The 25,429-nt window shown below is 66.1% G+C and carries 21 protein-coding genes and 1 riboswitch; of the genes, 16 read left to right on the top strand and 5 right to left on the bottom strand.

From position 1 onward, the window contains the following. Positions 1 to 162: 162 nt before the first annotated feature. Positions 163 to 1,740: a BCCT family transporter gene (locus tag ABE423_RS11285; RefSeq protein WP_049400562.1), complete on the bottom strand. Its 1,578-nt coding sequence runs from the start codon at positions 1,738 to 1,740 to the stop codon at positions 163 to 165. A gap of 245 nt (positions 1,741 to 1,985) precedes the next feature. Next, positions 1,986 to 2,087: riboswitch (TPP riboswitch) on the top strand. Positions 2,088 to 2,169: 82 nt separating this feature from the next. On the opposite strand from ABE423_RS11285, the gene thiC reads away from it, so the two are divergent. The 5 genes from thiC to ABE423_RS11310 all read left to right on the top strand — a co-directional run bounded on the left by thiC (position 2,170) and on the right by ABE423_RS11310 (position 11,337). Further along, positions 2,170 to 4,014: a phosphomethylpyrimidine synthase ThiC gene (gene thiC / locus ABE423_RS11290; protein ID WP_071228157.1), complete on the top strand. Its 1,845-nt coding sequence runs from the start codon at positions 2,170 to 2,172 to the stop codon at positions 4,012 to 4,014. Positions 4,015 to 4,151: 137 nt separating this feature from the next. Next, positions 4,152 to 4,823 (top strand): ion channel, encoded by a 672-nt coding sequence (locus ABE423_RS11295; RefSeq protein ID WP_125895004.1) that lies wholly within the window; start codon positions 4,152 to 4,154, stop codon positions 4,821 to 4,823. 260 nt (positions 4,824 to 5,083) lie between these two features. Further along, positions 5,084 to 7,408 carry a winged helix-turn-helix domain-containing protein gene (locus ABE423_RS11300; protein WP_107431606.1) on the top strand — a complete coding sequence of 775 codons (2,325 nt, stop codon included), beginning with the start codon at positions 5,084 to 5,086 and terminating at the stop codon, positions 7,406 to 7,408. A gap of 115 nt (positions 7,409 to 7,523) precedes the next feature. Next, positions 7,524 to 8,423 (top strand): helix-turn-helix transcriptional regulator, encoded by a 900-nt coding sequence (locus ABE423_RS11305; RefSeq protein ID WP_032128400.1) that lies wholly within the window; start codon positions 7,524 to 7,526, stop codon positions 8,421 to 8,423. 49 nt (positions 8,424 to 8,472) lie between these two features. Next, positions 8,473 to 11,337, top strand: a complete 2,865-nt coding sequence (locus ABE423_RS11310; protein WP_204305885.1) for a TonB-dependent receptor — start codon at positions 8,473 to 8,475, stop codon at positions 11,335 to 11,337. A 179-nt stretch (positions 11,338 to 11,516) separates the two neighbouring features. On the opposite strand, the gene ABE423_RS11315 is transcribed toward ABE423_RS11310, so the two are convergent. Then, a complete protein-coding gene (locus ABE423_RS11315) occupies positions 11,517 to 12,638 on the bottom strand; it encodes an HDOD domain-containing protein (RefSeq protein ID WP_100446678.1) in 1,122 nt (373 codons plus the stop codon). A gap of 152 nt (positions 12,639 to 12,790) precedes the next feature. Next, positions 12,791 to 13,327, bottom strand: coding sequence for an inorganic diphosphatase (gene ppa / locus ABE423_RS11320; protein ID WP_005410935.1), 537 nt, complete (start codon positions 13,325 to 13,327; stop codon positions 12,791 to 12,793). 184 nt (positions 13,328 to 13,511) lie between these two features. Here ppa and ABE423_RS11325 point away from each other — a divergent pair, with 184 nt between their 5' ends. The 4 genes from ABE423_RS11325 (at position 13,512) to ABE423_RS11340 (ending at position 18,713) form a co-directional block, all read left to right on the top strand. Continuing rightward, positions 13,512 to 13,985, top strand: coding sequence for a hypothetical protein (locus ABE423_RS11325; protein ID WP_197616267.1), 474 nt, complete (start codon positions 13,512 to 13,514; stop codon positions 13,983 to 13,985). Between the two features lie 72 nt (positions 13,986 to 14,057). Continuing rightward, on the top strand, positions 14,058 to 14,558 hold the full coding sequence (locus tag ABE423_RS11330) for an RNA polymerase sigma factor (protein ID WP_014038389.1): 501 nt from the start codon (positions 14,058 to 14,060) through the stop codon (positions 14,556 to 14,558). A 104-nt stretch (positions 14,559 to 14,662) separates the two neighbouring features. Then, a complete protein-coding gene (locus ABE423_RS11335; RefSeq protein ID WP_346486055.1) occupies positions 14,663 to 15,595 on the top strand; it encodes a FecR domain-containing protein in 933 nt (310 codons plus the stop codon). Between the two features lie 199 nt (positions 15,596 to 15,794). Further along, the gene (locus ABE423_RS11340; RefSeq protein ID WP_346486057.1) at positions 15,795 to 18,713 is read left to right on the top strand and encodes a TonB-dependent receptor; all 2,919 of its coding nucleotides are present in this window, start codon (positions 15,795 to 15,797) and stop codon (positions 18,711 to 18,713) included. Between the two features lie 96 nt (positions 18,714 to 18,809). Here ABE423_RS11340 and ABE423_RS11345 read toward each other — a convergent pair whose 3' ends face one another. Beyond that, positions 18,810 to 19,067 carry a DUF2789 domain-containing protein gene (locus tag ABE423_RS11345; protein WP_006390068.1) on the bottom strand — a complete coding sequence of 86 codons (258 nt, stop codon included), beginning with the start codon at positions 19,065 to 19,067 and terminating at the stop codon, positions 18,810 to 18,812. A gap of 106 nt (positions 19,068 to 19,173) precedes the next feature. On the opposite strand from ABE423_RS11345, the gene ABE423_RS11350 reads away from it, so the two are divergent. The 6 genes from ABE423_RS11350 to ABE423_RS11375 all read left to right on the top strand — a co-directional run bounded on the left by ABE423_RS11350 (position 19,174) and on the right by ABE423_RS11375 (position 22,549). Next, entirely contained in the window at positions 19,174 to 19,761 is a 588-nt protein-coding gene (locus ABE423_RS11350; RefSeq protein WP_049400694.1) for a biliverdin-producing heme oxygenase, read from the top strand. 31 nt (positions 19,762 to 19,792) lie between these two features. Then, a complete protein-coding gene (locus tag ABE423_RS11355; RefSeq protein WP_346486059.1) occupies positions 19,793 to 20,260 on the top strand; it encodes a YbaN family protein in 468 nt (155 codons plus the stop codon). Beyond that, entirely contained in the window at positions 20,247 to 20,975 is a 729-nt protein-coding gene (gene exbB / locus ABE423_RS11360) for a tonB-system energizer ExbB (protein WP_164081248.1), read from the top strand. The genes ABE423_RS11355 and exbB overlap by 14 nt, the downstream gene beginning before the upstream one ends. A gap of 9 nt (positions 20,976 to 20,984) precedes the next feature. Further along, on the top strand, positions 20,985 to 21,410 hold the full coding sequence (exbD, locus tag ABE423_RS11365) for a TonB system transport protein ExbD (RefSeq protein WP_346486062.1): 426 nt from the start codon (positions 20,985 to 20,987) through the stop codon (positions 21,408 to 21,410). After that, positions 21,407 to 22,126 carry an energy transducer TonB gene (locus ABE423_RS11370; RefSeq protein ID WP_346486064.1) on the top strand — a complete coding sequence of 240 codons (720 nt, stop codon included), beginning with the start codon at positions 21,407 to 21,409 and terminating at the stop codon, positions 22,124 to 22,126. The genes exbD and ABE423_RS11370 overlap by 4 nt, the downstream gene beginning before the upstream one ends. A gap of 87 nt (positions 22,127 to 22,213) precedes the next feature. Beyond that, a complete protein-coding gene (locus tag ABE423_RS11375; protein WP_346486066.1) occupies positions 22,214 to 22,549 on the top strand; it encodes a hypothetical protein in 336 nt (111 codons plus the stop codon). A 43-nt stretch (positions 22,550 to 22,592) separates the two neighbouring features. Here the strand turns inward: ABE423_RS11375 and ABE423_RS11380 are convergent, their stop codons facing one another. Beyond that, positions 22,593 to 24,620, bottom strand: a complete 2,028-nt coding sequence (locus ABE423_RS11380; RefSeq protein WP_346486068.1) for a sodium-translocating pyrophosphatase — start codon at positions 24,618 to 24,620, stop codon at positions 22,593 to 22,595. Between the two features lie 282 nt (positions 24,621 to 24,902). Here ABE423_RS11380 and ABE423_RS11385 point away from each other — a divergent pair, with 282 nt between their 5' ends. Continuing rightward, positions 24,903 to 25,406, top strand: coding sequence for a hypothetical protein (locus ABE423_RS11385; RefSeq protein WP_346486070.1), 504 nt, complete (start codon positions 24,903 to 24,905; stop codon positions 25,404 to 25,406). The last annotated feature ends 23 nt before the right edge of the window (positions 25,407 to 25,429 follow it).

Raw genomic sequence — 25,429 nt, forward strand, 5'->3', positions numbered from 1 at the left:
GTCCACGGCATGGATGCCGTGGACGAGCCTACAGGGACGTACTTGCGGCGTGTCCCGCCATCTGCCCCCTCCCCGCCAAGCAAGCAGCAACCCAGAGCCGCTCTGGCTTTTGAATCTGCACTTGCTTGAAAGAGCGGTGCAGCCGCAGGCTGCAAAACACCCTCAATCCTGATCGTGCGCGCGCGCCGCCTCCGCCTGGGTCTCCTCCTGCGCCGCCATCTCGCGCGCGATCCACGCATCGATCATGTGCCGCTGGCGCTGCGCCTGCCGCCGCTCGCGCGTGTACTCCTGGTCCAGCACCCGGTACAGCGACACCATCACCAGCACCATCAGCAGCGCGAATGGCAACGCCGCAATCGTGATCATGCCCTGCAGTGCATCCAGGCCACCGGCCAGCAGCAACGCCGCTGCAATCAGCGCCACCGCGATGCCCCAGGCCAGCTTGCGCTTCAACGGCGGATCGCCTGCCTCGTCAGTGGACATGCTGGCCAGTACCAGCACCGCCGAATCGGCTGATGTCACGAAGAAGATCATCAGCAGCACCAGTGCGATGCAGGAAAGCAGCAAGGGCAGCGGCATGCTGTCAAACAGGGTGAACAGCACCGTTTCATAGCCATTGCCCAGCGCCTGCACCAGGTCGGCGTGGCCGAAGATCTGCGCCCACAGCGCAGTACCACCAAACACCGCGAACCAGAAGAAGCCCAGCACCGTGGGTGCCAGCACGACGCCGATGACGAACTCGCGGACGCTGCGCCCACGCGAGATGCGCGCGATGAACGAGCCGACGAACGGGGCCCAGGAAATCCACCACGCCCAGTAGAAGATGGTCCAGTCCGCTACCCATGTGCTTCCCGAGAACGGCGACATGCGCAGGCTCATCGTCACCAACTGGTTGAGGTACGACCCCAGTGTGGTGGTGAACGTATCGAAGATGAATCCGGTCGGGCCCAGCACCAGTACGGTGGCCGCAAGAAGCGCGGCCAGTGCAAGATTGAAGTTGGACAGCCACTTCACCCCGCGCTCGACACCGCTGGCGGTGGAGGCCATGTACAGCACGAACGCGATGGCGATGATGGTCAGCTGCAGTGGCACACCCGCGTGCAGGCCGAACACGCGTTCCATGCCGGCAGCGATCTGGATGGTACCGAACCCCAGCGTGGTGGCCACGCCAATGGCAGTGGCAACAACCGCGGCGATGTTGACCACGCGTCCGATCCAGCCGCGATGGTGCCGGCCGATGATCGGTTGCAGCATGTCACTGACCAGTCCACGGCCATTGCGGTTGAACTGGAACCAGGCCATGGCCAGGCCGATCAGCGCGTAGATCGCCCATGGATGCAGACCCCAATGGAAGAATGCATAGCGCATCGAAGCCCGCGCCGCGTCCATGCTCTGCGGTGCGAGGCCTTCCGGAGGCTTGGTGAAGTGGGAAATCGGCTCGGCGGCGCCCCAGAACACAAGGCCGATGCCCATGCCGGCGGCGAACAGCATCGACATCCAGCTGGCGCGCGAGAACTCCGGCTCGGCATCTTCACCGCCGATGCGCAGGTTGCCGAAGCGACCGAATGCCAGATACATCAGGAACGTCAGTGCCAGGAACACGACCAGAAGATAGAGCCAGCCGACACTGCGGATGACATCGGCCAGTACCGACTGCACCACGGTATTGAAGGGGCCGGGTGCAACACCGGCAAGCAGCACCAGAAGCAGAACCAGTGCGATGGAAACGCGAAACACCATGAAGGAGCTTCTCCGATCAAGGGATTGAGGGGAGCGAGCAGAGCTTGCTGCGAGGGGCCGGCGACATGCAGCACAGACCGGGCAGGGGCCGCGAAGGCGGCGGGGAAACACCGGCCGCAGCGGCACGATGCGTGTGCACGTTACTGAATGCGATGTCACGGTTCTGTTAATACAGAAACAGCGGATCCACGCCGTGCGTGGATGGAACAGCCAGGAGCTGCAGTGCGTTCTATGCTCTAATGCACACCAAGAAGCGGGGGTACCGCGGCCATGTGGCCACGGTTGAGACAGTCCCTTGGAACCTGATCCGGCTCATACCGGCGTAGGGAAGCTTTGCAGTGCAGCCATGCCCGGACTCCGCCCAAGGACCGTCCGGGCGCGGCAGCAGTGCGCCGCCGCTTCGTCCCTGACCTTCCTGGACGATGCCCGATGAACGCACAGCTCTCCGCCCTGCAGCAACAGGCCCAGCAACTCTCCGAATCCGTGACCCGGCCCATTCCCGGCTCGCGCAAGATCCACGTGCCCGGTTCACGCCCGGATCTGCAGGTGCCGATGCGCGAGATCGCGCTGACCCGCACGCCGACCTTGTTCGGCGGCGAAGAGAATGCACCGGTGACCGTTTACGACACGTCGGGCCCGTACACCGATCCGGAGGTGCGCATCGATCTGTCCGCTGGTTTGCCGGCACTGCGTCGCGGCTGGGTGGAAGAACGCGGTGATACCGAGCGGCTGGAAGGACTGAGCTCTTCGTTCGGTCGCGATCGCGAGCATGACCCGAAGCTCGATGCGGTGCGCTTCCCCGCGCGCAGCCTGCCTCGCCGTGCGCGTGCAGGTGCCAACGTCACCCAGATGCACTACGCGCGCCGCGGCATCATCACGCCGGAAATGGAATTCGTCGCCATCCGCGAGAACCAGCGGCTGGACGCGATCCGCGATGCCGGGCTGCTGCAGCAGCACCCGGGCGAGGCGTTCGGCGCTTCGATCCAGAAGATCATCACCCCGGAGTTCGTGCGCGACGAAATCGCCCGCGGCCGTGCGGTGCTGCCCAACAACATCAACCATCCGGAAAGCGAGCCGATGATCATCGGCCGCAATTTCCTGACCAAGATCAACGCCAACATCGGCAACAGCGCTGTTTCCTCGGGCATTGCCGAGGAGGTGGAGAAGCTGGTGTGGGCGATCCGCTGGGGCGGTGACACGGTGATGGACCTGTCCACTGGCAAGCACATCCATGAGACCCGCGAGTGGATCATCCGCAACTCGCCGGTGGCGATCGGTACCGTGCCGATCTACCAGGCGCTGGAGAAGGTCGACGGCCGCGCCGAGGCGCTCACCTGGGAAATTTTCCGTGACACGCTGATCGAACAGGCCGAGCAGGGCGTGGATTACTTCACCATCCACGCTGGCGTGCTGCTGCGCTATGTTCCGCTCACCGCCAAGCGGGTCACCGGCATCGTCAGCCGCGGTGGCTCGATCATGGCCAAGTGGTGCCTGGCACACCACAAGGAGAACTTCCTCTACACGCATTTCGAAGACATCTGCGAAATCATGAAGGCCTATGACGTGACCTTCTCGCTGGGTGACGGCCTGCGCCCGGGCTGCATCGCCGATGCCAACGACGCTGCGCAGTTCGGTGAGCTGGAGACGCTGGGCGAACTGACGAAGATCGCCTGGAAGCACGACGTGCAGACCATGATCGAAGGCCCCGGCCACGTGCCGATGCAGCTGATCAAGGAGAACATGGACAAGCAGCTGCGCGAATGCGGCGAAGCGCCGTTCTATACGCTGGGGCCGCTGACCACCGACATCGCACCGGGCTACGACCACATCACCAGCGCGATCGGTGCGGCGATGATCGGTTGGTTCGGTACGGCGATGCTGTGCTACGTGACGCCGAAGGAACACCTCGGCCTGCCCAACCGCCAGGACGTACGCGACGGCATCATGGCCTACCGCATCGCCGCGCATGCGGCCGACCTGGCCAAGGGACACCCCGGCGCACAGGTGCGCGACAACGCGCTGAGCAAGGCACGCTTCGAGTTCCGCTGGGAAGACCAGTTCCATCTCGGGCTGGACCCGGAGAAGGCCAAGGAATTCCATGATGAGACCCTGCCGAAGGATGCGCACAAGCTGGCGCACTTCTGCTCGATGTGCGGCCCGCACTTCTGCTCGATGAAGATCACCCAGGACGTGCGCGACTACGCCGAGGCCGGCATGAAGGAGAAGTCGGAAGAGTTTCGCGCGGCCGGCGCCGAGGTCTATCACCAGGGCTGACGTGTAACGGGTAGTGCCGGCCGCTGGCCGGCATTCCGTCGTGCGTGGGACCGGGAGAGTGCCGGCCAGTGGCCGGCACTACCGCTCATCACGTCGCTCCCGGCTATCCTCCGCCCATCACCCTGGGGAAGGACGCCATGCCCGTTGCCATCACCACCCGCTGGCTGGCCATTGCCCGCCGCCATCCTTCGGCCTGGCTGCTGGGTGCCCAGTTGATCGCGGTGCTGCTGTATCCCGCACTTGATGACACCGCCGGCGGCCGTGCGGCACTGGGCATGTTCGGCATGGCGGTACTCGGCCTGGCGCTGTGGGTGGTCCAGCGCAGTCCGCTGGGCACCTGGCTGGCACTGCTGCTGGCCATTCCTTCGGTGGTGTTCTCGCTGGCCGGCGCACTGCTGGATCGCAGTGCGCTGCTGACCACCGCGCAGCTGCTGGAAAGCCTGCTGTACTTCTATACGGCCGGTGCGCTCATCGCCTACATGCTCCAGGACCATAAAGTCACCCGCGATGAACTGTTCGCAGCAGGTGCGACATTCACGTTGCTGGCGTGGGCCTTCGCGTTTGCTTTCGCCGTGTGCCAGCAATGGTATCCGGGCAGTTTCCAGGGCACCGGTGGTGGCGCGCAGCGCACCTGGATGGAGCTTCTTTATCTGAGCTTCAGTTTGCTCTCGGGTGTTGGCTTGAGCGACGTTGTGCCACTGCATTCGCAGGCGCGCGCCTTGGTCATGCTGGAGCAGTTTTCAGGCGTGATGTACGTAGCTTTGGTGGTTTCGCGACTGGTTGGATTGACCATGCTGCGGCGCATGTGAAAATGAACGCCAGATAAAAATTTCGCGCCCCGCAGGGCGCGAATGGTGCAGCAAATTATGTGAATGCGTCGGCGAGAGAGAGCCTGGATGTCGACCACGCGATAGGCGAGGTAACCCGCATAGGCTAGTATTCGCCCGCTTCATTGTTTTTGCGGTATGCGCCGATGCTTTGTGCGGAGTCTGGCTTTTTGCTGTTCCCAGGACGGGAGGGTATCGAAGGCAAACGCTGCCCCGGACCTGTCTCTACTGTGTAGCGGAAAATGAACAGCAGTGAAAACCAGCCCCCCGGATTCGATCGGATCCGGATAGGAGAGTGCACTGTCACTCTGTCCTCGCGCGAAGTCGAGGTCGTGGGTGCGCGTCGCCCGCGTCGGCTGACGCCGAAGGCGCTGGGCGTGCTGCGTGTGCTGCTGCGCCAGCCGGGGCGTGTTGTCACCCGCGATGAACTGTTCGCGGAAGTCTGGCCGGACACGCTGCCGACCAATGATGTGCTTACCCAGGCCGTCACCCAGCTGCGCAAGGCGTTCAGCAACGACGACGACAACGGCCAGGCCTATATCGAGACCATCGCCAAGACCGGCTATCGCCTGCTGGTGCCGGTGCAGGTACTGGACGATGTCGAGCCGGCGCCGCCCGCGGGAGCCGATGACGAAATCGTGGACATGCAACCGGCGATGGCCATCGCCGAGATGATGCCGCCACACGTGCAGGCATCGCGCCGCCGCTGGCGCCACGTCCGCCGGCGCGTACTGCTGGTGCTGGGCGTGCTGATGCTGGCCACGGTGGTGGTGCTGACCGCGCTGCTGCTGCGGCGGGCACCGGCCAGCAGTTCAGCTGTGGACGCGGCCGTGGAGAACGGCACGCGCGTGATCGGCAGCCCGCAGCGTCCCTATCGGTTGATCACCGCGACCAGCGGCTTTGAAACCTATCCCACGCTTTCACCCGATGGTTCATTGGTGGCCTATGAGGGCGCCAACGAAGACGGGCAGGGCGGTGGCGCGATCAAGGTGCAGACCTCCGGCAACGCGCCTGCGCGGCAGCTGCTGGCTCCGCCGGCCGGCTCGGTCGATCGCTTCCCGAGCTGGTCGCCGGATGGACGCGAGATCGCCTTCGCGCGGTTCAGCAACAACGGCGGTTGCCAGGTGCTGATCGCCAGCGCGACCGGTGGTGCCCTGCGCCAGGCCACACGGTGCGATGGCACCGAGCTGCTCAGTTTCGACTGGACGCCGGACGGCCGTGGCCTGGTGTTCGGCAGCATGGTGGGGCGCTATGCCCATCGCGGCATCCGCAAGCTTGATCTGGCCAGTGGCCAATGGGAGGCGCTGGACTACGGTGTCGCCGAGGATGACTTCGACTATGCGCCGCGCTACTCGCCTGATGGCAAGTGGCTGGTATTCGTGCGCAATCCGCAGCTGGGCGACCTGTGGCGCATGCCGGCCGCGGGTGGCACGCCCGAGCAGCTGACCAACGAGGCCGCTGAACTGCGTGGCTGGGCCTGGTTGCGTGATGGCCGGACGATCGTGTTTGGACGCCGTGTCGACAGTGAGGTGCGCCTGTACTACCTGGACGTCGAGAGCCGCACGCTGCGCGACGCCGGGCTCGACGACGCACAATGGCCGGCGACGGCGCGCCGCGCGGGCATGCTGGCCTTCGTTCACCGCCGCGCGCAGTTCGGCATCTTCAAGGTGCCGATGGAGGGCGGTTCACCCCCGCAGCGTCTGTTTGCGTCCAGCGGCCGGGATGGGCAGCCGATGGCGGCGCCGGATGGACGCCAACTGGTGTTCACGTCCGATCGTTCAGGCAGCTTCGCGCTGTGGTGGGCGGACATGGAGCGCCCCGATTCGCTGCGGCCTATCGAAGGATTGCGGCCTGAGGCACGTCAGGCACCGGACTGGTCGGCCGACAGCCGGCGGTTGCTGGTGGTCGGGCGCGACGAACACGGACGCACGGTGGTCTATGAGATCGCACCGCGTGACGAACGCGTCCAGCCGTTGCCGGTACCGTCGGAGCAGCCGCTGCAGGCACTGTACGGCGCAAACCCGGACCAGCTGCTGGTAGTCGAGCGCGATGACCAGCAACAGACGCGGCTGAGCCTGTTTGATCGAAGCGTGCAGCCTTGGCGCCGCCTTGCCAGCATCGAGGGCGTGTCTCAGGCGCGGTTCGATCGCAGCAGCGGGCGAGTGCTGTTCACCCGCCTGGCGGCAGGTGGCCTGTGGTCGGTGGATGCGGCGCTGGCGCCAGGCAGCGTGCAGCAGATCAGCGATGACCAGCCCAGCCGGTGGCGGTACCGGGCCTGGACCGTGGCCGGCAACAGTGCGATCGGCTATCTCGGTACGTCCACCCGCTGCGGTACGACACTGGTGCTGATCCAGGCCGGGCGCGAGGAACCGGAACGCTGCCTGGATGCGGAACGCCTCAGTGCCGGCAACGGGCTGAGTGCCGGCGCCGATGGGCGCACCCTGTTCGTGGCAATGGCGGTCAGCGACGGTGCCGACATCGGTGTGATGCGTTTGCCCGAGCGCTCGCCGACGCTGCTTCCGGCGTTCTCCAAGTTGTTGTTGTTCAACGGAAATGGGCCTTCGTAATTTCTTCGTGGCGACCTCGCCGCGAATTCGTGGCGATCTCGTCTGACTTTCCTGACGTGGTGCCGCCTGATTTGGCAAAACGGAGGCCTGTACTAGGCAAATCCGTGGTGCCCCCATGCGTCAACTCTCGCTGGCCGATCGCGGCCAAACCGTCTCTCTGGACCGGTCGCTCGACGATGCTGCGCCGACCTGCCTGGGCGTGGCCCGGCTCGGCAGCCTGCAGACCGCAGGCAGCAGCTTCACTGTGTGGATGCAGGTGCGCGGCAGCTCCTGGGTGGAAGCCAAGGAAGGACGCTTCCGCTTGCGCCAGGGCGAGTGGATCGCCTTCGAGAAGGAGTCGCGGCCGCTGGTGCAGGCCGGTCGCAACGGCTTGTGCGTTGGCCTGAACCTGACGGTCGAAGCGCTGCGCGTGCTGGCCGAGATGGCCGATTGCGGTCTGTATGCCGGGCGTGGCCGCATGAACCGTGGCGATGCCCGCGTTGCGCTGCGCCTGTGGCGCGATGCGCTTGCCAGTGGCCAGCCGGCACAGGCACTGCGCCCGCTGCTGCTGCACCTGGCGGGCCTGCAGCGTGGGCTGGCCGACAACGTGCAGCGTTGCCCGGGGCGCTCGCGCAGCCGCAAGCGCCAGGTGTTCGGCCGCATGCAGCGCGCCCGCCTGTACCTGGAAGGCAACAGCCACCGCGTGGTGCGCATCGGTGAACTGGCCGAGCTGACCAACTTCTCCAGCTGGTATCTCTCCAAGACCTTCCAGAGCCTGTACGAGGAAAGCCCGCAGTCGCTTTCGGCGCGGCTGCGCCTTGAGCGCGCTGCCGACCTGCTGCGTGACACCGACATGATGGTCGGCGAAGTTGCTGCAGCCAGTGGCTTCGACAACTGCTGCAGCTTCGCGCGTGCGTTCCGCGCCCGCTACGGCCAGTCCGCATCGCGCTTCAGGGAGAACGGCGGCTTGCTGCCGCCACAATCTGCAAAGTCTCCGGTTGGTTCGCGCAAATACAGCGCTGCAACGCAATCGTAACGTGCTGGGGTGTTTTAACACGCTACTAACACGTACCTTGGAGAGATAGATGAACGTTCGTATTCCTGCAGTGCGGCTCGGCTTGTTGCCGGCCGGCATTGCGCTTGCCTTGGCACCGTCCTTCGCTTCGGCGCAGGACGCAGCTGCCGGCGGCACGACCGACCTGGACCGCATTTCGGTTACCGGTTCGCGCATCCGCCAGGCGAGCATGGAAACCGCGCAGCCGGTGATCGCGCTGCAGCGCGCAGACATTGAAAAGCAGGGCTTCACCAGCGTTGCCGACATCGTGCAGAACCTGTCGGCAACCGGTTCGCCGGCGATCAGCCGCGCCGATGCCCTGAGCTCGGGCGAAGAAGTCGGCGGCCAGTATGTTGACCTGCGCAACCTCGGCCCGCAGCGCACCCTGGTACTGCTGGACGGCAAGCGCATGGGCGTCAGCTCCGGCGGCTACACCGATCTGGCGTCGATCCCGACCTCGATCGTCGAGCGCGTGGAAGTGCTGACCGACGGCGCATCGGCTATCTACGGCTCCGATGCCATTGCCGGCGTGGTCAACATCATCACCCGCAAGAACTTCGATGGCCTGGAAGCGAGCGTCTACCGCGGCCAGTACGGCCAGGGCGACGGCGACAAGGAAACCTACAACTTCGTCTACGGCATGACCAACGACCGTGGTTCGTTGACCTTGGGTGCCGAGTACAGCGACGAGAAGCCGGTGCTGGCCAAAGACCGCCGCTTCAGCGCCTATGCCAATGGCCCACGTCATCCGTTCCCTACCGAAGATGACGCCAACGGCTGGTCGGCGATCACCGAGAAGGGCGTATTGGTCAACGGCGGCAACAACTACGTCGTGAACCCTGGCGCCGATCCGACCGATTTTGCCAACTACCATGAGCTGACCAACGCCGACCTGTCCAACCCGACGCAGCAGATGTATCTGTCGACCGGGATCAAGCGTCGCTCTGTGTTCGCCAACGGCCAGTACGATTTCACCGACAACATCCGCGGTACCGCCAACGTTTTGTACACCGAACGCGAGGCGCTGCAGCAGATCGCCGGTTACCCGTACCGCTCCAGCGCGTATGGCACCAAGCTGTCCAAGGACAGTGCGTTCAACCCTCTGGACCAGGATGTCGACTTCATGCGTCGCACCTGGGAAATGCCGCGCCAGACCAAGTCCGAGCTGAATACCTTCCGCTTCTCGGCCGGCCTGGAAGGCTCGTTCGAGTTCGGCGATAAGTACTTCGATTGGGATGTCGGTTACGTCTACAACCGTAACAAGGGCACCAAGACCGGCACCGGCAACCTGTTCATCCCGAACGTGAAGAATGCCGTCGGCCCGTCGTTCGTCGAGAACGGCGTCGCGTACTGTGGTGCCCCGGGGGCGGTCATCGCCGGTTGCACCCCGTGGAACCCGCTGCTTGGTTATGGCATCGACGGCGCTGGCTCGCTGTCCAACCCGGATCTGCAGAAGTATCTCTTCCTGCCGACCCACGACACGTCGCTGACCACCTCCAAGGTCTACAGCGCCAACCTGTCCGGCGCGCTGTTCACCCTGCCGGCCGGTGACCTGTCGTTTGCAGCAGGCTACGAGCACCGCGAAGAGCAGGCCGAATACAACCCGGATGCGCTGCTTCAGTCGGGCCTGAGCACCGACCTGGCCGGTGCGTCCACCGCCGGTGGCTACAAGCTCAACGAGTTCTTCCTCGAGCTGAACGTACCGATTCTGGCCGACCTGCCGTTCGCCAAGGAACTGTCGGTCGACATGGCCGGTCGCTACTCGGATTACAACACCTTCGGCAACACCTTCAACAGCAAGTTCGGCCTGAAGTGGAAGCCGATCGATGATCTGCTGGTGCGCGGTACCTACGCCACGGGCTTCCGTGCGCCGACGGTGGCTGACCTGTACGGCGGCACCTCGCAGACCTTCGACAAGTACACCGATCCGTGTGACACCCTGTTCGGTGCGGCAGTACGTAACCCGCAGGTTGCCGCGCGCTGCGCCGGTGCCGTCCCGGCCAACTTCCGCCAGGAAGCATCCGGCGGTATCGATGCCACTGGCCCGGGGTCTCAGTCCAACTATGCCTACCTGTCCGGCTCCAATGCCGAACTGCTGCCGGAAACTTCCAAGACCTGGACCGTCGGCCTGGTGTACAGCCCGAACTTCGTACAGGGCCTGGACATCAGCCTGGACTGGTGGAAGATCCGCATCGACAACGTGATCGCGGCCGAATCGGTTACCTCGATCCTCAACCAGTGCTACATTCTGGGCAACGCCAACGCGTGTGATCGTGTCACTCGAGATCCGGAGAACGGCTCCCAGGTGACCGACGTCACCCGTACGCTGATCAACGGTGGTTACCAGGAAACCGCTGGTTACGATCTGGGCATCAAGTACCGCCTGCCGGAGTTCTCCTTCGGCAACATCGTCATCGACTGGAAGACCACCTACGTCGATTACCTGGAGTACAAGCGGGACAACGAAGAGCAGACTGCCGTCGAGCAGCACACCGGCTGGGGCACTGGCGACTGGGGTGGCAACTTCCGCGTGCGTTCGAACCTGAACATCGATTGGAGCCTGGGCAACTTCGGTGTCAACTGGGGCATGCGCTACTACTCCGGCCTGAAGGAAGAGTGTTCCTACGACCGCACCGGCGGTGCCGAGTGCAACAACCCGGACTTCTCCTCGGCCTACACCCTGGCCATTCCGGTTCGCAACACCGGTTCGAACACCTTCCACGACCTGCAGGTGCGTTACAACACTCCCTGGAACGCCACCATCTCGGCAGGTGCCAACAACGTGTTCAACCACGAGGGCCCGGTCATGTACAGCCAGCCGAACTCGAGCTTCTCGTACTACGGTGGCTTCGACATCGGTCGCTTCTACTACATGAAGTACACCCAGCGCTTCTGATCCATCAAAGCGTGACAGCAGAAAGAGGAGGGCGGGCCGCAAGGTCCGCCCTTCTTGTTTGCGCGCTGCACCGACTGAGGAGATCCACGCCATGCGTGGATGAGTCTTCAGGCACAACGGAAAAAGGCAGGCCATCCGGCCTGCCTTTCATACCCAGAGAACTCGCCCGGGACGGCGCCTCAGGCCTCGCTCGGCACCAGTCCCATCAACGCATTGGCATGCTCGCGCCACTGCGGCAGCCTGTTGAGTACACCTGCGCGCTGCAGGTAGTCCTCATCCACCGGATCGCCGTTGACCAGCGCCAGCGCCACATGCACCGCACCGGTCACCCAGAAGCTGCGCGTATTGGCGCGCTGCGGCTGCAGGTGGAAGGCAACCGCTTCGATGATCGGCATCGGCAGGCCCCACAGGCCCAGCAGGTAGGCGCCGGCCTCGGCATGGCCGGGGCGGGTGTCACCGGCCAGCGACGGTTCGCTGCGCTCGTTGCGCACGCCGGGCAGCAGCAGGCCGATGTCGGCCAGCAGGGCGGCGGTCGCGCCCAGTTCGGCACTGGATTCGGGCAGCAGGCGCGCGGCCAGGCGCGAGGCGAGCAGGGCGCGCTGCTGCAGCGAATTGCGTTCGGCGGTGGACAACGTGGGTGCGGAAAACACCTCGCTGGCCAGCACGAGGTCGCGCAGCGTCGACAGGCCCAGGCGGGTCACGGCCGTGCGCAGGTCAGCGATGGTGCGTCCCTGGCTGAAGAACGCCGAGTTCGACAGCTGCAGCACCTTCGCGGCAATGGCCGGGTCGGCCGCCACCAGCTTGGCGACGTCGGCGCTGTCGGCGTCGTCGTCATGCTCCAGCGCCTGGGTCAGGCTCAGGTACAGGTGCGGCGGCGAGGGCAGCTTCTCGATACGGCCGATGGCATCGCGCAGGCGTGGGCTGTCCAGTACTTCGCGCAGCTCTTCCAGGCTGGTCAGTGCCTCCAGCAGCACTTCCGGTGCCAGTGGCAACGGCAGGAAACGGTGAGCGACACCGATCAGGCGTGCCGGCGGCGGCCGGTTGCCATGCTGGGCATCCACCAGCGCAATGCGGATGGTTTCCGGGCGCAAGGTCCGGATCTGGCCCAGCAGCGTGGTGGCATTGAGGTCCGGCAGCTGCGGGCAGACGATCACCGCATCCACACCCTGCGTAGCCACCGCGGTCATCGCGGTCTGGCCATCAGTGGCGGTCAGCGGCTGCCAGTCTTCCCCAAGATCGGCAATGAATTCGGTCAGCTCGGCCGGCAGGCTGGCTGCATCCCCAACAAGCAGAATACGCACGACACATTCCCCTGGCTGTCTCGACGATGGATGTCGATGACGTGTGAAGTGACGCAATTTACCTAATACGGCGGCACGTGTGATGTGCCGTCGTCATGAAACGTGACCCGCATCGCTCCGGCGGGGTGCCGCCGGAGCGATCCGGTTCAGGCTCAGGCCTTGCTGTCGAGATGGCGCTGGTGCGCCTCGATCAGGATCTGCTTGGCCTCAGCGGCGCCGCCCCAGCCGTCGAGCTTGACCCACTTGCCCTTTTCCAGGTCCTTGTAGTGCTCGAAGAAGTGGCCGATGCGCTCCAGCCAGTGGCTGGACACCTGGGCGATGTCTTCGACGTGGGCATAGCCACTGAAGATCTTCGACACCGGCACGGCCAGGATCTTCTCGTCGCTGCCCGCCTCATCGCTCATCTTCAGCACGCCGACCGGACGGCAGCGCACGACCGAGCCCGGCACCAGCGGCAGCGGCAGCACCACCAGCACGTCGGCCGGATCGCCGTCGCCGCACAGGGTGCTCGGCACGTAGCCGTAGTTGCAGGGGTAGCGCATCGGGGTGGACAGGATACGGTCGACGAAGATCGCGCCGGTTTCCTTGTCCACTTCGTACTTCACCGGCTCCGAGTCCTTCGGGATCTCGATGATGACGTTGATTTCTTCCGGCGGGTTCTTGCCGGGCGAGACGAGTTCCAGACCCATGGTCGTGCTCCAGGTGGGGGATATAGACGAATAGCCCCCCATTTTATGCCTTTGCCGGGCGCTGTGCAGAGGGAGGGGCCGACGGCGCTGTGGGGCGGGGGCCTACCCGGCAGGCCGGGATTGGCTGATGGGGGCGGCCGGCATGGGAGCGCAGGCTGGACCAACCTTCCCAAGGAGTCTGCCCATGAACGTGTCTGCCCTGCCGTTTGGCCTGACCTGCATGCTGCTGGTTGCGCCTTTGGCCCAGGCGTCCCCTTATGTCGACCTGATCGACTACCCGCATCAGGAGGCCAACTGGGACCGCTTCTTTGCCCTGGAAGGCCGTTTGCAGCATGGCTTCGATGCCATCTGTGGCGACACCTTCTGCGAGGGCGAATACAGCGATATCCGCGCCCTGCGCCTGCGCTGTTCGGTGGATGCGGTGCGGGGAACCGTGCATGAATGCCTGTGGGCATTCGCCGCCAGCGATCTGGAGGTGTCCCGCAACGATGGCGCGATCGTGGCCCGGCAACCGACCTGGTTGTGCCGCCTGCCGCTGGTGGCGGGAACCCCGGTGGAAGCCTTCCATGCCGCGCTCGCCGCGCGCAATCCACTGCATGACCCGCTGCCGGGGACCTCGCAGAGCGTCTATGACGGGCTGACCGGGTGCATCCATTGATGCGAACGTGACTGATTCTCATTAACGGAGTAGCATGCGCGGCGCCTTCCGTCTGTCGTCCCGGTTCCGCGCATGTCCTCCAATGCCGCCTCCCTCACCGAACTGCTGATCCGCGAGCGGCCCGCGCTGCTGCGCCGGGTGCAACGCATCCTGGGGGGCGACAACGGCGCCGAGGACGTGATCCAGGCGGTGTGGTTCAAGGCACGTGGCGTCGATGACAGCCAGGCCATCGACAACCCGCGCGCCTATCTGTACCGGTTGGCCGCCAACCTGGCCACCGACCATGGCCGCGAATCGACCCGGCGCAACCGTCTGCTGGCCGACCACTACCTGTGGGGGCCGGACGAGGTGATCTCGACTGAGGAGCAGGCGATGGCACAGGACGAGCTGCAGCGGGTGCTCGACGCGGCGGGACACCTGCCGGAGCCGACCCGCACCATCTTCCGGCTCAACCGCCTGCAGGGCCTGACCCAGGCCGAGATCGCCCGCCGTCTGGGGGTGTCGGTGACTACCGTCGAGAACCATGTGCGCACCGCGCTGCAACGCCTGGCCTGGGCGCGCAGCGGCCGATGATCGCCCCGGCTTGGGGCTGGCCCTCGCTGAAACGTCTTGATCACTGGACCGTGGATGCGGTCTAGTTCCTCCGCCCGCGCTTGAATGCGCCTGTCCGCCAGCCGATGAGCCCGCCGAACACGCTGCCCGCCGCCAATGACGATGCCCTGGCCGAACAGGCCCGGGGCTGGATCGCGTGGCTGGCCTCGGGTGACATCGGCGAGGGGCGCATGCATGAGTTCGAACGCTGGCTGGCACAGCCGGGGCACCGTCGGGCCTTCGAGCACGAGCGCGCGCTGTGGCGCAGCGTCGGACCACGCCCGCAGGCCCGGCCCGCCGAACGCCGGCGCCCGCGGCGGCTGCGCTGGGCAATGGCCGCTGCAGCTGCGCTGGCGATGCTGGTGGCATGGCCGGAGGCCTGGTTGCGGCTACAGGCCGACCATCGCAGTACGCATGTCGTGCAGAACGTGCAACTGCCCGATGGCAGTCGAGCCGTGCTGGATGCGGACAGCGCGATCGCCGTGCGGTTTGATGCCGATGCACGCCGGATCGAGCTGCTGCGCGGGCGCGCCTGGTTCGAGGTCAGCCCGGATGCCCAGCGGCGTTTCAGCGTGCGCGCGGGCAATGGCGTGGTCGAGGACATCTCGACCGCGTTCTCCGTCGCACGCGACAACGATCAGGTGGAAACCCAGGTCGGACAGGGCAGGGTGCGCGTGGCCAGCTCGGCCGACGGTGGCTGGACCTACCTGCAGGTGGGACAGCGTGCGGTCTATGGCGAGCGCAGTGGCGTGACGCGTCTGGGAGATGTGGCGGCCGACAGTGTCGGCGCGTGGCGGCAGGGTGAACTGCTGCTGGAGCAGGCCAGCGTCGCCGAGGCCATGCAATGGGTCGGGCGCTATCGCGCTGGCCCGACCTTCGTGCGTGGCGATCTGTCGCAGCTGCCGGCCGTCAGTGCAGCATTGCGCATCGATCGCCCGGAGCAGGCGCTGGATGCGTTGGCGGCAACAGCAGGTCTTCGGGTTACTCGTCTTCCATTCGGCGTCGCCATCGTGCAGTAGATCCACGCCATGCGTGGATGACCGTCCCTGTGCCGACCCACGGTCGGCACCTGCCGCGGCCGCAAATCGCTCTTGGGGTTGCCACGCTTTCATCCGTCTTACTCCGCGAACGTACCCGCCGCCGCCAGTACGTCGCCGTGTCCGCCCGTGTTGCGGATGTCGCCGCGCCCGCGGCACCGATTACCTGACAGGTTCCCCCATGTTCGATTTCCATCGTCCGGGCCGCATGCCGCGCCCGTCCCGCCTGTGCATCGCCCTGCTGGCGGCCGTCCTGGCCAGCGCCGCGCCCTCCGTACTCGCGCAGGATGCCAGCGGTGACCATACTGCCGTGCAGCGCTTCGATATCCCCGCGCAGCCACTGGACGAGGCGCTGCGCAGCTACATGCGCCAGTCCGGTGTGCAGGTCGTGTACCCGGCCACCCTGGCCCGGGGTGTGACCTCGCGTGCGGTCAGCGGGAGCCTGTCGGCCAGCGAGGCTTTGCAGCACCTGCTGCAGGGCAGTGGCCTGGCGGTGCGCCGGGTCAGTGCCGATGCGGTGACCCTGGAAGCGGCAGCGTCGGCGCAGGCCGACAGCGGTGTGATCGTCACCGATACGCTGAGCGTGGCCGGCGACCGTATCGACAGCGGCGCAACCAGCGACGAGGCGCGCCTGCTCGACGGCTATCGCAGCGTCGGCTCCACCACCACGCTCAACCGCACGCACCTGGAGCGATTCCGCGGTACGTCCAACGGCGACATCGTCAAGGGCGTGGCTGGCGTCACCGCCGGTGATCCGCGCGTGGGCAACGGCTTTGACGTCAACATCCGTGGCATCCAGGGCCAGGGCCGCGTGCCGGTGATCATCGACGGTGGCCAGTCCAGCATGGATACCTACCGTGGTTATGCCGGCCAGTCGCAGCGCACCTACCTCGACCCGGACCTGATCTCCAGCCTGACCATCACCAAGGGCCCGAGCCTGCAGGCCAACGCCTCCGGTGGCATCGGCGGCGTGGTCGAGATGGAGACGCTGAAGATCGGTGACGTGCTGCGCGAAGGCCGGGACTTCGGCGTGCGCGTGCGTGGCGGCCTGGCCAACAACAGCGCCAACAACCTGCCGTCCTACAGCGCCGCGCCGCGCACCGACCGCAGCGCCACCGGTAGCCAGTTCTTCAACGTGGCCGCTGCGGGACACTGGGATCGCTTCGACCTGGTTGCCGCCTACGCCTACCGCGACAACGGCAACTACTTCTCCGGCAAGCATGGCTACGATGACTTCCCGCAGACCCGGCGCACGCTGGCACCGCTGAATCCGCCGCGTACCGAGGTGTTCAATACCTCGGCGCGCTCGAAGTCGGCGCTGCTCAAGGGAACCTGGCGCATCGACGATGCACAGACCCTGGAAGCGGGCTACCGCCGCTACGAGGGCACCGCCGGCGAGATCATGGCCTCGCAGATCATCCGCGTCGATCGCGACCGCATTCCGCAATGGGACCCGGGCCACGTTGACATGGACAGCTACACCCTGCGTTACCGCTTCAACCCGGACAGCGAGCTGCTCGACCTGCGCGTCAACGCCACGTACACCGATACCGACAGCGTGATGTACAACAGCCTGACCGGCATCACCCCCTGGTACTTCGATCGCCGCACCGAGTGGTACGACGCGCCCAGCTTCAGTGGCGACCCCGGTTACAAGGATGCCTACCGCAATCCGCTGCGGCAGAAGCGCTTCGGCCTGGATGCCAGCAACACCTCGAAGTTCGATACACACGCCGGTGCATTCACCCTCGACTACGGCCTGTCCTACAGCGATGAGGACATTGCACCGGGCAGCTCGGGGCCGGTCATGCACGATGACCTGATCAACAACCGCTTCCTGCGCAACGCCGAGCGCAAGGAATACAGTGCCGTGGCCTCGCTGAAGTGGCAGCCCGATGAGCATTGGGAACTGCTGGCCGGCGGCCGCTGGAACCGCGTGGATGTGCATGACCGCAACCGCCTGGCCACGCCCGATGCCTACGAGGTGCAGGGCCAGTACCGCTACACCGAGCTGCTCAATGGCAACCCGGCGCTGCCGTCGTGGCGGGCCAAGCGCATCGCGCTGCTGAACTGGTATCCGGACGCCAACGGCAATTTCACCCAGGAATCGCTGCTGGCTTCACCGTACAAGAAGGGTACGGTGGGCGACATCGGTGGCTGGAACTTCTACGACGCCGGCAAGGCGCAGGACCTGGAGGTGCCGGTCAGCTGGAGCTGGTCGCAGCCGATCCGTCGCCGCGACACCGCGTTCTCGCCGACCGCCAGCGTGGCCTACCGCTTCAGCGAAGACACCATGGTCTACGTGAAGTATGCCGAAGGCACCAAGCTGCCGAGCCTGTTCGAGACCACGCTGGGCCTGTTCACCGCCGCCAAGCCGGTGGGCGAGCTGAAGCCGGAGCGTGCGCGCAGCTGGGAGATCGGTGCCAGCACCATCCGCTATGACCTGTTCACCGCCGGCGACCGCCTGGCGCTGAAGCTGGCGTACTTCGATACCCGCATCGACGACCTGATCACCCGTGACTACCGCACGCTCTCGGCCGGCCTGATCCGCAACGTTGACCGGTTCAAGGTCTCGGGCATGGAGTTCCAGTCCAGCTATGACAGCGGCAAGGTATTTGCTGATCTGTCCGCGCACTATTACTTCAAGGCCAAGACCTGCGCACCGGACATCGCCGCCGAGCGCCGTGCCTATGGTGCACAGCGCAGGAACGATGAACTGGCCAACACGCCCAACTGCGTGGACGGCGGCTTCGAGGGCTCGTACACCAATACCCAGAACCCGCCGCGCTACATGGTCAACCTGACCCTGGGCTCGCGCCTGTTCGACGAGCGCCTGACCTTCGGTACCCGCGTGGTCCACAACGCCGGCCCGATCAGCAAGCTGGACAAGGACTGGAACGTGGGCCTGTCGGCGATCCAGCAGCTGTACCGGCCGACCACCCTGGTCGACCTGTTCGCCAGCTGGAGCTTCAACGACCAGCTGTCGGTGGAGGCGGGCGTGGACAACGTCACCGACCGCTACTACCTGGATCCGCTGGCGCTGGGCGTGATGCCGGCCCCGGGCCGTACCGCGAGGCTGGCGCTGACCTGGAAGTATTGATCGTCGGGGTCGGATCCCTTTCCTGCAGAAAGGGCTCTGCCCCCAGCGGGAGACAACGGTAGCGCCGGGCCATGCCCGGCGCCTTCCTCCAGCCAGTTACAGCCCGGTCGCCGCCTTCACGGCATCTTCGTGCAGCGACTCGTTCAGCTCATCCACCACCGTGGTCCATGCCGCATCGGCCTGCAGCGACTCGGACAGGAACTGGCGCTGGGCATCGTTCCAGTACGGCGCTTCGACCACTTCCACATCGGTGGCCAGCTGGTGTTCGCGGATGAAGCGGGCGATGCCCTCGGCGCTGGCATCCAGGCCCAGCTGCAGGAACAGGTTGGTCATGCGCGGTTCGGTGGTGATCATCGTCGGTTCCTGCGGGAAGAAGGGATACGCCATTATCGGTGCACATGGCCTTGGGGAAAGCCCCGTGGCGAACGTCTACAGCAGGACGACCCCCTTGGCATCCCCCATGAACGCACACATCGCCCCTGAAGACAGCCGCAGCCTGCGGCTCAAGGCCGCCACCCGCGACAGCCATGGCGCGCTGGACAAGCGCATCATGGCCGGCGACATCTTCGCCGACCGCAGCAACTTCGCCCGTTTCCTGCGCGTGCAGTACCGCTTTCATCGCAGCATCGATGCGCTGTATGCCAACCCTGCGCTGGATGCACTGCTGCCGGACCTGGGCGAGCGCCGCCGCCTGACCCAGGTGGCGCGCGACCTGCAGGATCTGGAGCAGACCCTGCCGGGGGCCGACATCGCGGCGTTGCCGTCCGATCTGGAGCTACCCGCCGCATTGGGGTGGCTGTATGTGGCCGAAGGCTCCAATCTCGGCGGCACCATTCTGTACAAGATGGCTGCCAAGCTCGGCCTGGACCGCGATTTCGGTGCCCGTCACCTGGCCGCACACCCGGATGGCGCGGCGCGCCACTGGCGTGAATTCACTGCTGCGCTGGACGCGGTGCCGCTGAGCGCCGAGCAGGAGCAGCAGGTGATCGATGCGGCGGACGCCGCCTTCCGCAGCGTGCACGGCCACGTCGAAGTGGAATTCGCCTGATGCACGCCTCCCGCCTATCGGCGCAACGCTGATGCGCTGGCTCTGGTTCGCGCTGGGCTGGCTGATGGTCGGCCTCGGGGTGATCGGCGCGCTGCTGCCGGTGATGCCGACCACCATCTTCCTGATCCTGGCCGTGGGCTGCTTCGCGCGCAGTTCGCCGAAGTTCGAGCAACGCCTGCTGGCGCACCCGCGCTACGGCCCGTCACTGCGGCTGTGGCGCGAGCAGGGCGCGGTGTCGCGCAAGGGCAAGGCGTTTGCCAGCGCCGGCATGGCGGTGGGCTTCGCGCTGTTCTGCTGGGGCGCACATCCGTCCTGGCGGCTGCTGCTGGGCGTGGGCCTGTTCTTCGCGGTCAGCGCCGGCTACGTGCTCAGTCGGCCCGCACCGCGGCTGGAGCCCAACCCGGTCGTGGAAGTGGACGACGCCAATGATCCGCGCTCGGCACGCCGCCGTGCAGCGACCCCTGATGCTGATGGAAACCGAGACGATGCTGCCTGCTGACCTGGCCCCCGTGGCTGCTCCTGCACTGACCCCGTGGGGCATGTACCTGGCCGCCGATGTGGTGGTGAAAACGGTGATGATCGCGCTGGCACTGGCGTCGCTGGCCACCTGGACCGTGCTGCTGGCCAAGGGCTGGGAGCTGGCCCGGCAGGGCCGGCAGCTGCGTGCAGCGCGCGCGCTGCTGCTGCAGGCGCCGAGCCTGCCCGGCGGGAGCGTGGAGGCCAGCCTGCAGCAGGGCACCGCACTCGCCATGCTGGACGCGGCGCGCACCGAACTGCGCCTGTCGCAGGAACTGGATAGCCGCGACGGCATCAAGGAGCGCGTGGCCTCGCGCCTGGACCGCATTGAACTGGAAACCGCGCGCGTGCAGCGACGCGGCATCGGCGTGCTCGCCAGCATCGGCGCGGTGGCGCCGTTCGTCGGCCTGTTCGGCACGGTGTGGGGCATCATGAACAGCTTCATCGGCATCGCGCACAGCAACACCACCAACCTGGCGGTGGTTGCGCCCGGCATCGCCGAGGCTCTGCTGGCGACCGCGCTGGGTCTGGTCGCAGCGATTCCCGCCGTGCTGGTCTACAACCACTTCAGCCGTGTACTGGCCGGCCTGCGGGGTCTGCTCGGTGATCTGTCGGCGGCCGTGCAGCAACTGGTCTCACGCGATCTCGATCGTGCCGTTCCGCGTACCGCAGCGGCGCCGCTGCGTGCGGTGCACTGAGGCGCGACGATGGCGATCAGGACCGCGTCCGACCGCGACGATGTGCCGGAAGAAGCACACGAGATCAATGTCACGCCCTTCATCGACGTGATGCTGGTGCTGCTGATCATCTTCATGGTGGCCGCACCGCTGGCCACCGTGTCGGTGCCGGTGCAGCTGCCGGCCAGCAGCGCCAGCGCCACGCCGCCGGAACAGGCACCGGTGTATGTGACCGTGCAGGCCGATCTGTCGCTGCGCGTTGGTGAACAGGCCGTAGCGCGCGACGGGCTGGCGGCTGCATTGCAGGCGGCCACTCACAGTGACACCACGCAGCGCATCTTCCTGCGTGCCGATACCCGCGTGCCCTATGGCGAACTGATGGCCACGCTGGATGCGCTGCGAGCGGCCGGCTACCTGAAGGTGGCACTGGTCGGCCTGGAGCAGGGCGTACGATGAGTGGACTGCGGCGCTGGGCGACCAGCCTGGCGATCGTGCTGCTGGTGCATGCGCTGTTGATCGGCGCGGCCTGCTGGTGGGCGGCCCGTGCGCCAGCGCTGACGGCTGCGGCGCCACCCGCTGCGCTGATGCTGGAACTGGCGCCGATGGCGCAGGCACCGCCGGTGCCGCCGCGCGAGGTCGCGACCGGGCCGCTGCAGCAGCAACAACAGCGGCAGGCACCGACGCCGGCCCTGCGCGAGCAACCCAAGGCGCCGGTGCAGCCGCAGGGTGAGCTGCCACCGCCGCGTACACCGGAGCCGACGCCGTCGCCGGACACCGCTGACGCCAACGTCGCGCAGACCAGCGCACCGCCGCAGGTGGCGGCTGATGCGGCTACACGCTACACCGCACCGCAGACCACGGCGGGTGAGCGCAGTCGTGCCGAGGCGACCTGGGAAGGACGCCTGCTCGGGCACCTGCAGAAACACCGCCGCTATCCGCGCCAGGCCGAGCGGCTGCGCCAGCAGGGTGTGGTCTACGTGCGCTTTGCGGTTGCCCGCGATGGCGCGGTCTCGGGGTTGAAACTGGGCCGCAGCAGTGGCTTCGCGCTGCTCGACCAGGAGACGCTGGACACCGTGCAGCGGGCCAGCCCGGTACCGGCGCCGCCGGCCGAAGTGGCCGGCGACCCGGTGGAAGTGATGGTGCCGGTGTCGTTCTTCCTGCGCGGGCGGTGATCGCCATCGGGGTCGGATCCCTTTCCGCAGGAAAGGGCTCTGACCCCAACCGGAATTCACGGCAGCGCGCAGGCGTTATGCTCGTGCATGACCGTCAATGGACGCGCGGAGGCTGGCATGACGACTCGGACGTTACGGGGGCTGGCCTGGTGCAGCGTGTTCCTGGCTGCATGCGTGGCCGTTCTTTCGCTGGCACCGTTCACGCCGGCGATCATCCTGACCTTGCCCTTGCTGTTGTTCGCGGCCTTCTGCATCCGGCGTGGCTCGTGGCTGCCCGGCGTACTCTGCGCGTGGCTGGCCTCGTTCGCCTTCATCGGCAGCCCGCTGAGCCTCTTCGATGGCTGGGACCGGCCGATCTACGCCTGTTGGATGATCGCCGTCGTGCTGCTTGTCGTCCGGTGGATGAGGCGGGCGCGGCCGTAGAGTCGAGCAAGCTCGACTCTACGGGTTTGCGCAAGGCGTGGATCTACAGCAGGGGCACCAGCAGCAGTGCCACGATGTTGATGATCTTGATCAGCGGATTGATCGCCGGGCCGGCGGTGTCCTTGTAGGGGTCACCGACGGTATCGCCGGTTACCGCCGCCTTGTGCGCCTCGCTGCCCTTGCCGCCGAAGTGGCCGTCCTCGATGTACTTCTTGGCGTTGTCCCAGGCGCCGCCGCCGGTGGTCATCGAGATGGCCACGAACAGGCCGGTCACGATCGTGCCGATCAGCAGGCCGCCCAGTGCGCGCGGCCCCAGCAGCAGGCCGACCACCACCGGCACCGCCACCGGCAGCAACGAGGGCACGATCATTTCGCGGATCGCCGAGCGGGTCAGCATGTCCACCGCCTTGTCGTACTGCGGCTTGCCGGTGCCCTGCATGATGCCGGGGATCTCGCGGAACTGGCGGCGCACTTCCTCCACCACCGCACCGGCGGCGCGGCCGACCGCTTCCATCGCCATCGCACCGAACAGGTAGGGAATCAGGCCGCCGATCAGCAGTCCGATGATCACCGTGTGGTCGCTGAGGTCGAAGCGGAATTCCTGCCCCGGATGTGCTGCCTGCAGGTTATGGGTGTAGTCGGCGAACAGCACCAGCGCGGCCAGTGCCGCTGAACCGATTGCATAGCCCTTGGTCACCGCCTTGGTGGTGTTGCCCACCGCATCCAGCGGGTCGGTGATGTCGCGGATCTCCGAGGGCAGCTCGGCCATCTCGGCGATGCCACCGGCGTTGTCGGTGATCGGTCCATAGGCATCGAGGGCGACGATCATGCCGGCCATCGACAGCATTGCGGTGGCGGCGATGGCGATGCCGTACAGGCCACCCAGCGCGAACGCACCCCAGATGGCCGCGCACACCGCGATCACGGGCAGTGCGGTGGACTTCATCGAGATCCCGAGGCCGGCGATGATGTTGGTGCCGTGGCCGGTGGTCGACGCCTGTGCCACGTGCTGCACCGGCTTGTACTGGGTGCCGGTGTAGTACTCGGTGATCCACACGATCAGGCCGGTCAGCACCAGCCCGATCAATGCGCAGCCATACAGCGCCATCGGCCCGTGCACGTTGTCACTCATCAACCCGGTGGTGATCGGGTAGAACGCAATCGCGGCCAGTACGCCGGAGACGATCACGCCCTTGTACAGCGCGCCCATGATCGAGCCGCCCGGCTTCACCTTGACGAACAGCGCGCCGATGATCGAGGCGATGATCGACACGCCGCCCAACACCAGCGGATACAGCACCGCGTTGGCGCCGGCCTCGGTCAGCATCAGGCTGCCCAGCAGCATGGTGGCGATCACGGTGACCGCATAGGTCTCGAACAGGTCGGCAGCCATGCCGGCGCAGTCGCCGACGTTGTCACCGACGTTGTCGGCGATCACCGCCGGGTTGCGCGGGTCATCCTCGGGAATCCCGGCTTCGACCTTGCCGACCAGGTCGGCACCTACGTCCGCGCCCTTGGTGAAGATGCCGCCGCCCAACCGCGCGAAGATCGAGATCAGCGAGGAGCCGAAGGCAAGGCCCACCAGGGCATGCAGCGCTTGTCCCATCGGCAGGCCCATGCGCAGCAGCAGTGCGTAGTAGCCGGCCACGCCCAGCAGGCCGAGGCCGACCACCAGCATGCCGGTGATGGCGCCGCCGCGGAAGGCGACGTCCATTGCGGCGCTGATGCCGTGGCGTGCAGCTTCGGCAGTGCGTACGTTGGCGCGTACCGAGACGTTCATGCCGATGTAGCCGGCCGCGCCGGACAGCACCGCACCGATGGCGAAGCCGATCGCGGTGTACCAGCTGAGGAAGATGCCGACCAGCACGAACAGCACCACACCGGCCACGCCGATGGTCAGGTACTGGCGGTTGAGGTAGGCACGCGCACCTTCCTGGATCGCGGTGGCGATCGCGATCATGCGTTCATTGCCGGTGGGTTGGCGCAGGATCCAGCGCGCCGAGACGATTCCGAACAGGATCGCGAGAATGGCGCAGCCCAGCGCCAATGACAGCCCGTGACGTTCCAGCATTAGACCCCTCCGCAGAATGGATGTAGGCATCCAGTGGCGATGAACGGCACCACGAGGGGGACGACGGGCTGCAGCCTGGAACCAACCCGTACCGACCTTGGTGGTCGTCCGACGTATGGCGGTGTTCAGCATTCCCTGGTGCCCGCAGTATGCGTGCACCTGCGCCCGGATGGTAGCGCAGGGCCATGCCCGGCGAGCGCAGTGGCTGCTCGATGGATGCGTCTTTGCGCCCCGTTAAGCCAGCCTCTGCAAGCCTGCGCCCAGTCCCGTAGGAGATTCCCCATGCGCCTGTCCCTGTTGATGCTTGCCGCCCTGGTCCCGGCCGTACCGGCACTCGCCGCGGAAACCCCGGAGCTGCAGCGCGCCGTGGGTGCCCCCCAGGCCGTGGGCGCGGTGCACACCCTGCGGCAGATTCCCGAGGCCTGCGCGCGCCTGGAAGGTGCCTTCACCGGTCAGGCGGCCGAGCCGTATCGCTTCGCGCCGGTGCGGACCAGCGAGCAGTGCCAGCCGCGCGCGCGTTTCGTCGACTATGCCAAGGCGCAGCCAAGCGCCGACAAGGGCTGGAAGCTCAATGATGTGATCCGCGTACCCAATGCCGCGTGCCCGGCGCAGCAGGCAGTAGTGCGGGTGTGGCGCCTGCCAGTGAACAATACCCAGGCATTGGATGGGCAGGGCCAGTCGCGCATCTATCTGGAAGAGGCCAAGAAGCAGGCCGCTGCCGGCAAGATCCCGCAGGTGACGATGTTCGCCGCGCAGCTGCAGATGGAAGGCAAGGCCTGCAATTGAAATTGCGCGGGCGGTGTACCCAC

The organism is Stenotrophomonas sp. TWI1409 (assembly GCF_039673015.1).
Lineage (GTDB): Bacteria > Pseudomonadota > Gammaproteobacteria > Xanthomonadales > Xanthomonadaceae > Stenotrophomonas > Stenotrophomonas maltophilia_A.

Bases quoted from the DNA above. Each gene is read 5' to 3' on its own strand.
- ABE423_RS11325 (WP_197616267.1), top strand. From the start codon at position 13,512: ATGAACGTGTCTGCCCTGCCGTTTGGCCTGACCTGCATGCTGCTGGTT.
- ABE423_RS11370 (WP_346486064.1), top strand. From the start codon at position 21,407: ATGAGTGGACTGCGGCGCTGGGCGACCAGCCTGGCGATCGTGCTGCTG.
- ABE423_RS11330 (WP_014038389.1), top strand. From the start codon at position 14,058: ATGTCCTCCAATGCCGCCTCCCTCACCGAACTGCTGATCCGCGAGCGG.
- ABE423_RS11310 (WP_204305885.1), top strand. From the start codon at position 8,473: ATGAACGTTCGTATTCCTGCAGTGCGGCTCGGCTTGTTGCCGGCCGGC.
- ABE423_RS11340 (WP_346486057.1), top strand. From the start codon at position 15,795: ATGTTCGATTTCCATCGTCCGGGCCGCATGCCGCGCCCGTCCCGCCTG.
- ABE423_RS11345 (WP_006390068.1), bottom strand. From the start codon at position 19,067: ATGATCACCACCGAACCGCGCATGACCAACCTGTTCCTGCAGCTGGGC.
- ABE423_RS11375 (WP_346486066.1), top strand. From the start codon at position 22,214: ATGACCGTCAATGGACGCGCGGAGGCTGGCATGACGACTCGGACGTTA.
- ABE423_RS11305 (WP_032128400.1), top strand. From the start codon at position 7,524: ATGCGTCAACTCTCGCTGGCCGATCGCGGCCAAACCGTCTCTCTGGAC.
- ABE423_RS11335 (WP_346486055.1), top strand. From the start codon at position 14,663: ATGAGCCCGCCGAACACGCTGCCCGCCGCCAATGACGATGCCCTGGCC.
- ABE423_RS11350 (WP_049400694.1), top strand. From the start codon at position 19,174: ATGAACGCACACATCGCCCCTGAAGACAGCCGCAGCCTGCGGCTCAAG.
- ABE423_RS11285 (WP_049400562.1), bottom strand. From the start codon at position 1,740: ATGGTGTTTCGCGTTTCCATCGCACTGGTTCTGCTTCTGGTGCTGCTT.
- exbD (WP_346486062.1), top strand. From the start codon at position 20,985: ATGGCGATCAGGACCGCGTCCGACCGCGACGATGTGCCGGAAGAAGCA.
- ABE423_RS11380 (WP_346486068.1), bottom strand. From the start codon at position 24,620: ATGCTGGAACGTCACGGGCTGTCATTGGCGCTGGGCTGCGCCATTCTC.
- exbB (WP_164081248.1), top strand. From the start codon at position 20,247: ATGCTGCCTGCTGACCTGGCCCCCGTGGCTGCTCCTGCACTGACCCCG.
- ABE423_RS11300 (WP_107431606.1), top strand. From the start codon at position 5,084: ATGAACAGCAGTGAAAACCAGCCCCCCGGATTCGATCGGATCCGGATA.
- ABE423_RS11295 (WP_125895004.1), top strand. From the start codon at position 4,152: ATGCCCGTTGCCATCACCACCCGCTGGCTGGCCATTGCCCGCCGCCAT.
- ABE423_RS11355 (WP_346486059.1), top strand. From the start codon at position 19,793: ATGCGCTGGCTCTGGTTCGCGCTGGGCTGGCTGATGGTCGGCCTCGGG.
- ABE423_RS11385 (WP_346486070.1), top strand. From the start codon at position 24,903: ATGCGCCTGTCCCTGTTGATGCTTGCCGCCCTGGTCCCGGCCGTACCG.
- thiC (WP_071228157.1), top strand. From the start codon at position 2,170: ATGAACGCACAGCTCTCCGCCCTGCAGCAACAGGCCCAGCAACTCTCC.
- ppa (WP_005410935.1), bottom strand. From the start codon at position 13,327: ATGGGTCTGGAACTCGTCTCGCCCGGCAAGAACCCGCCGGAAGAAATC.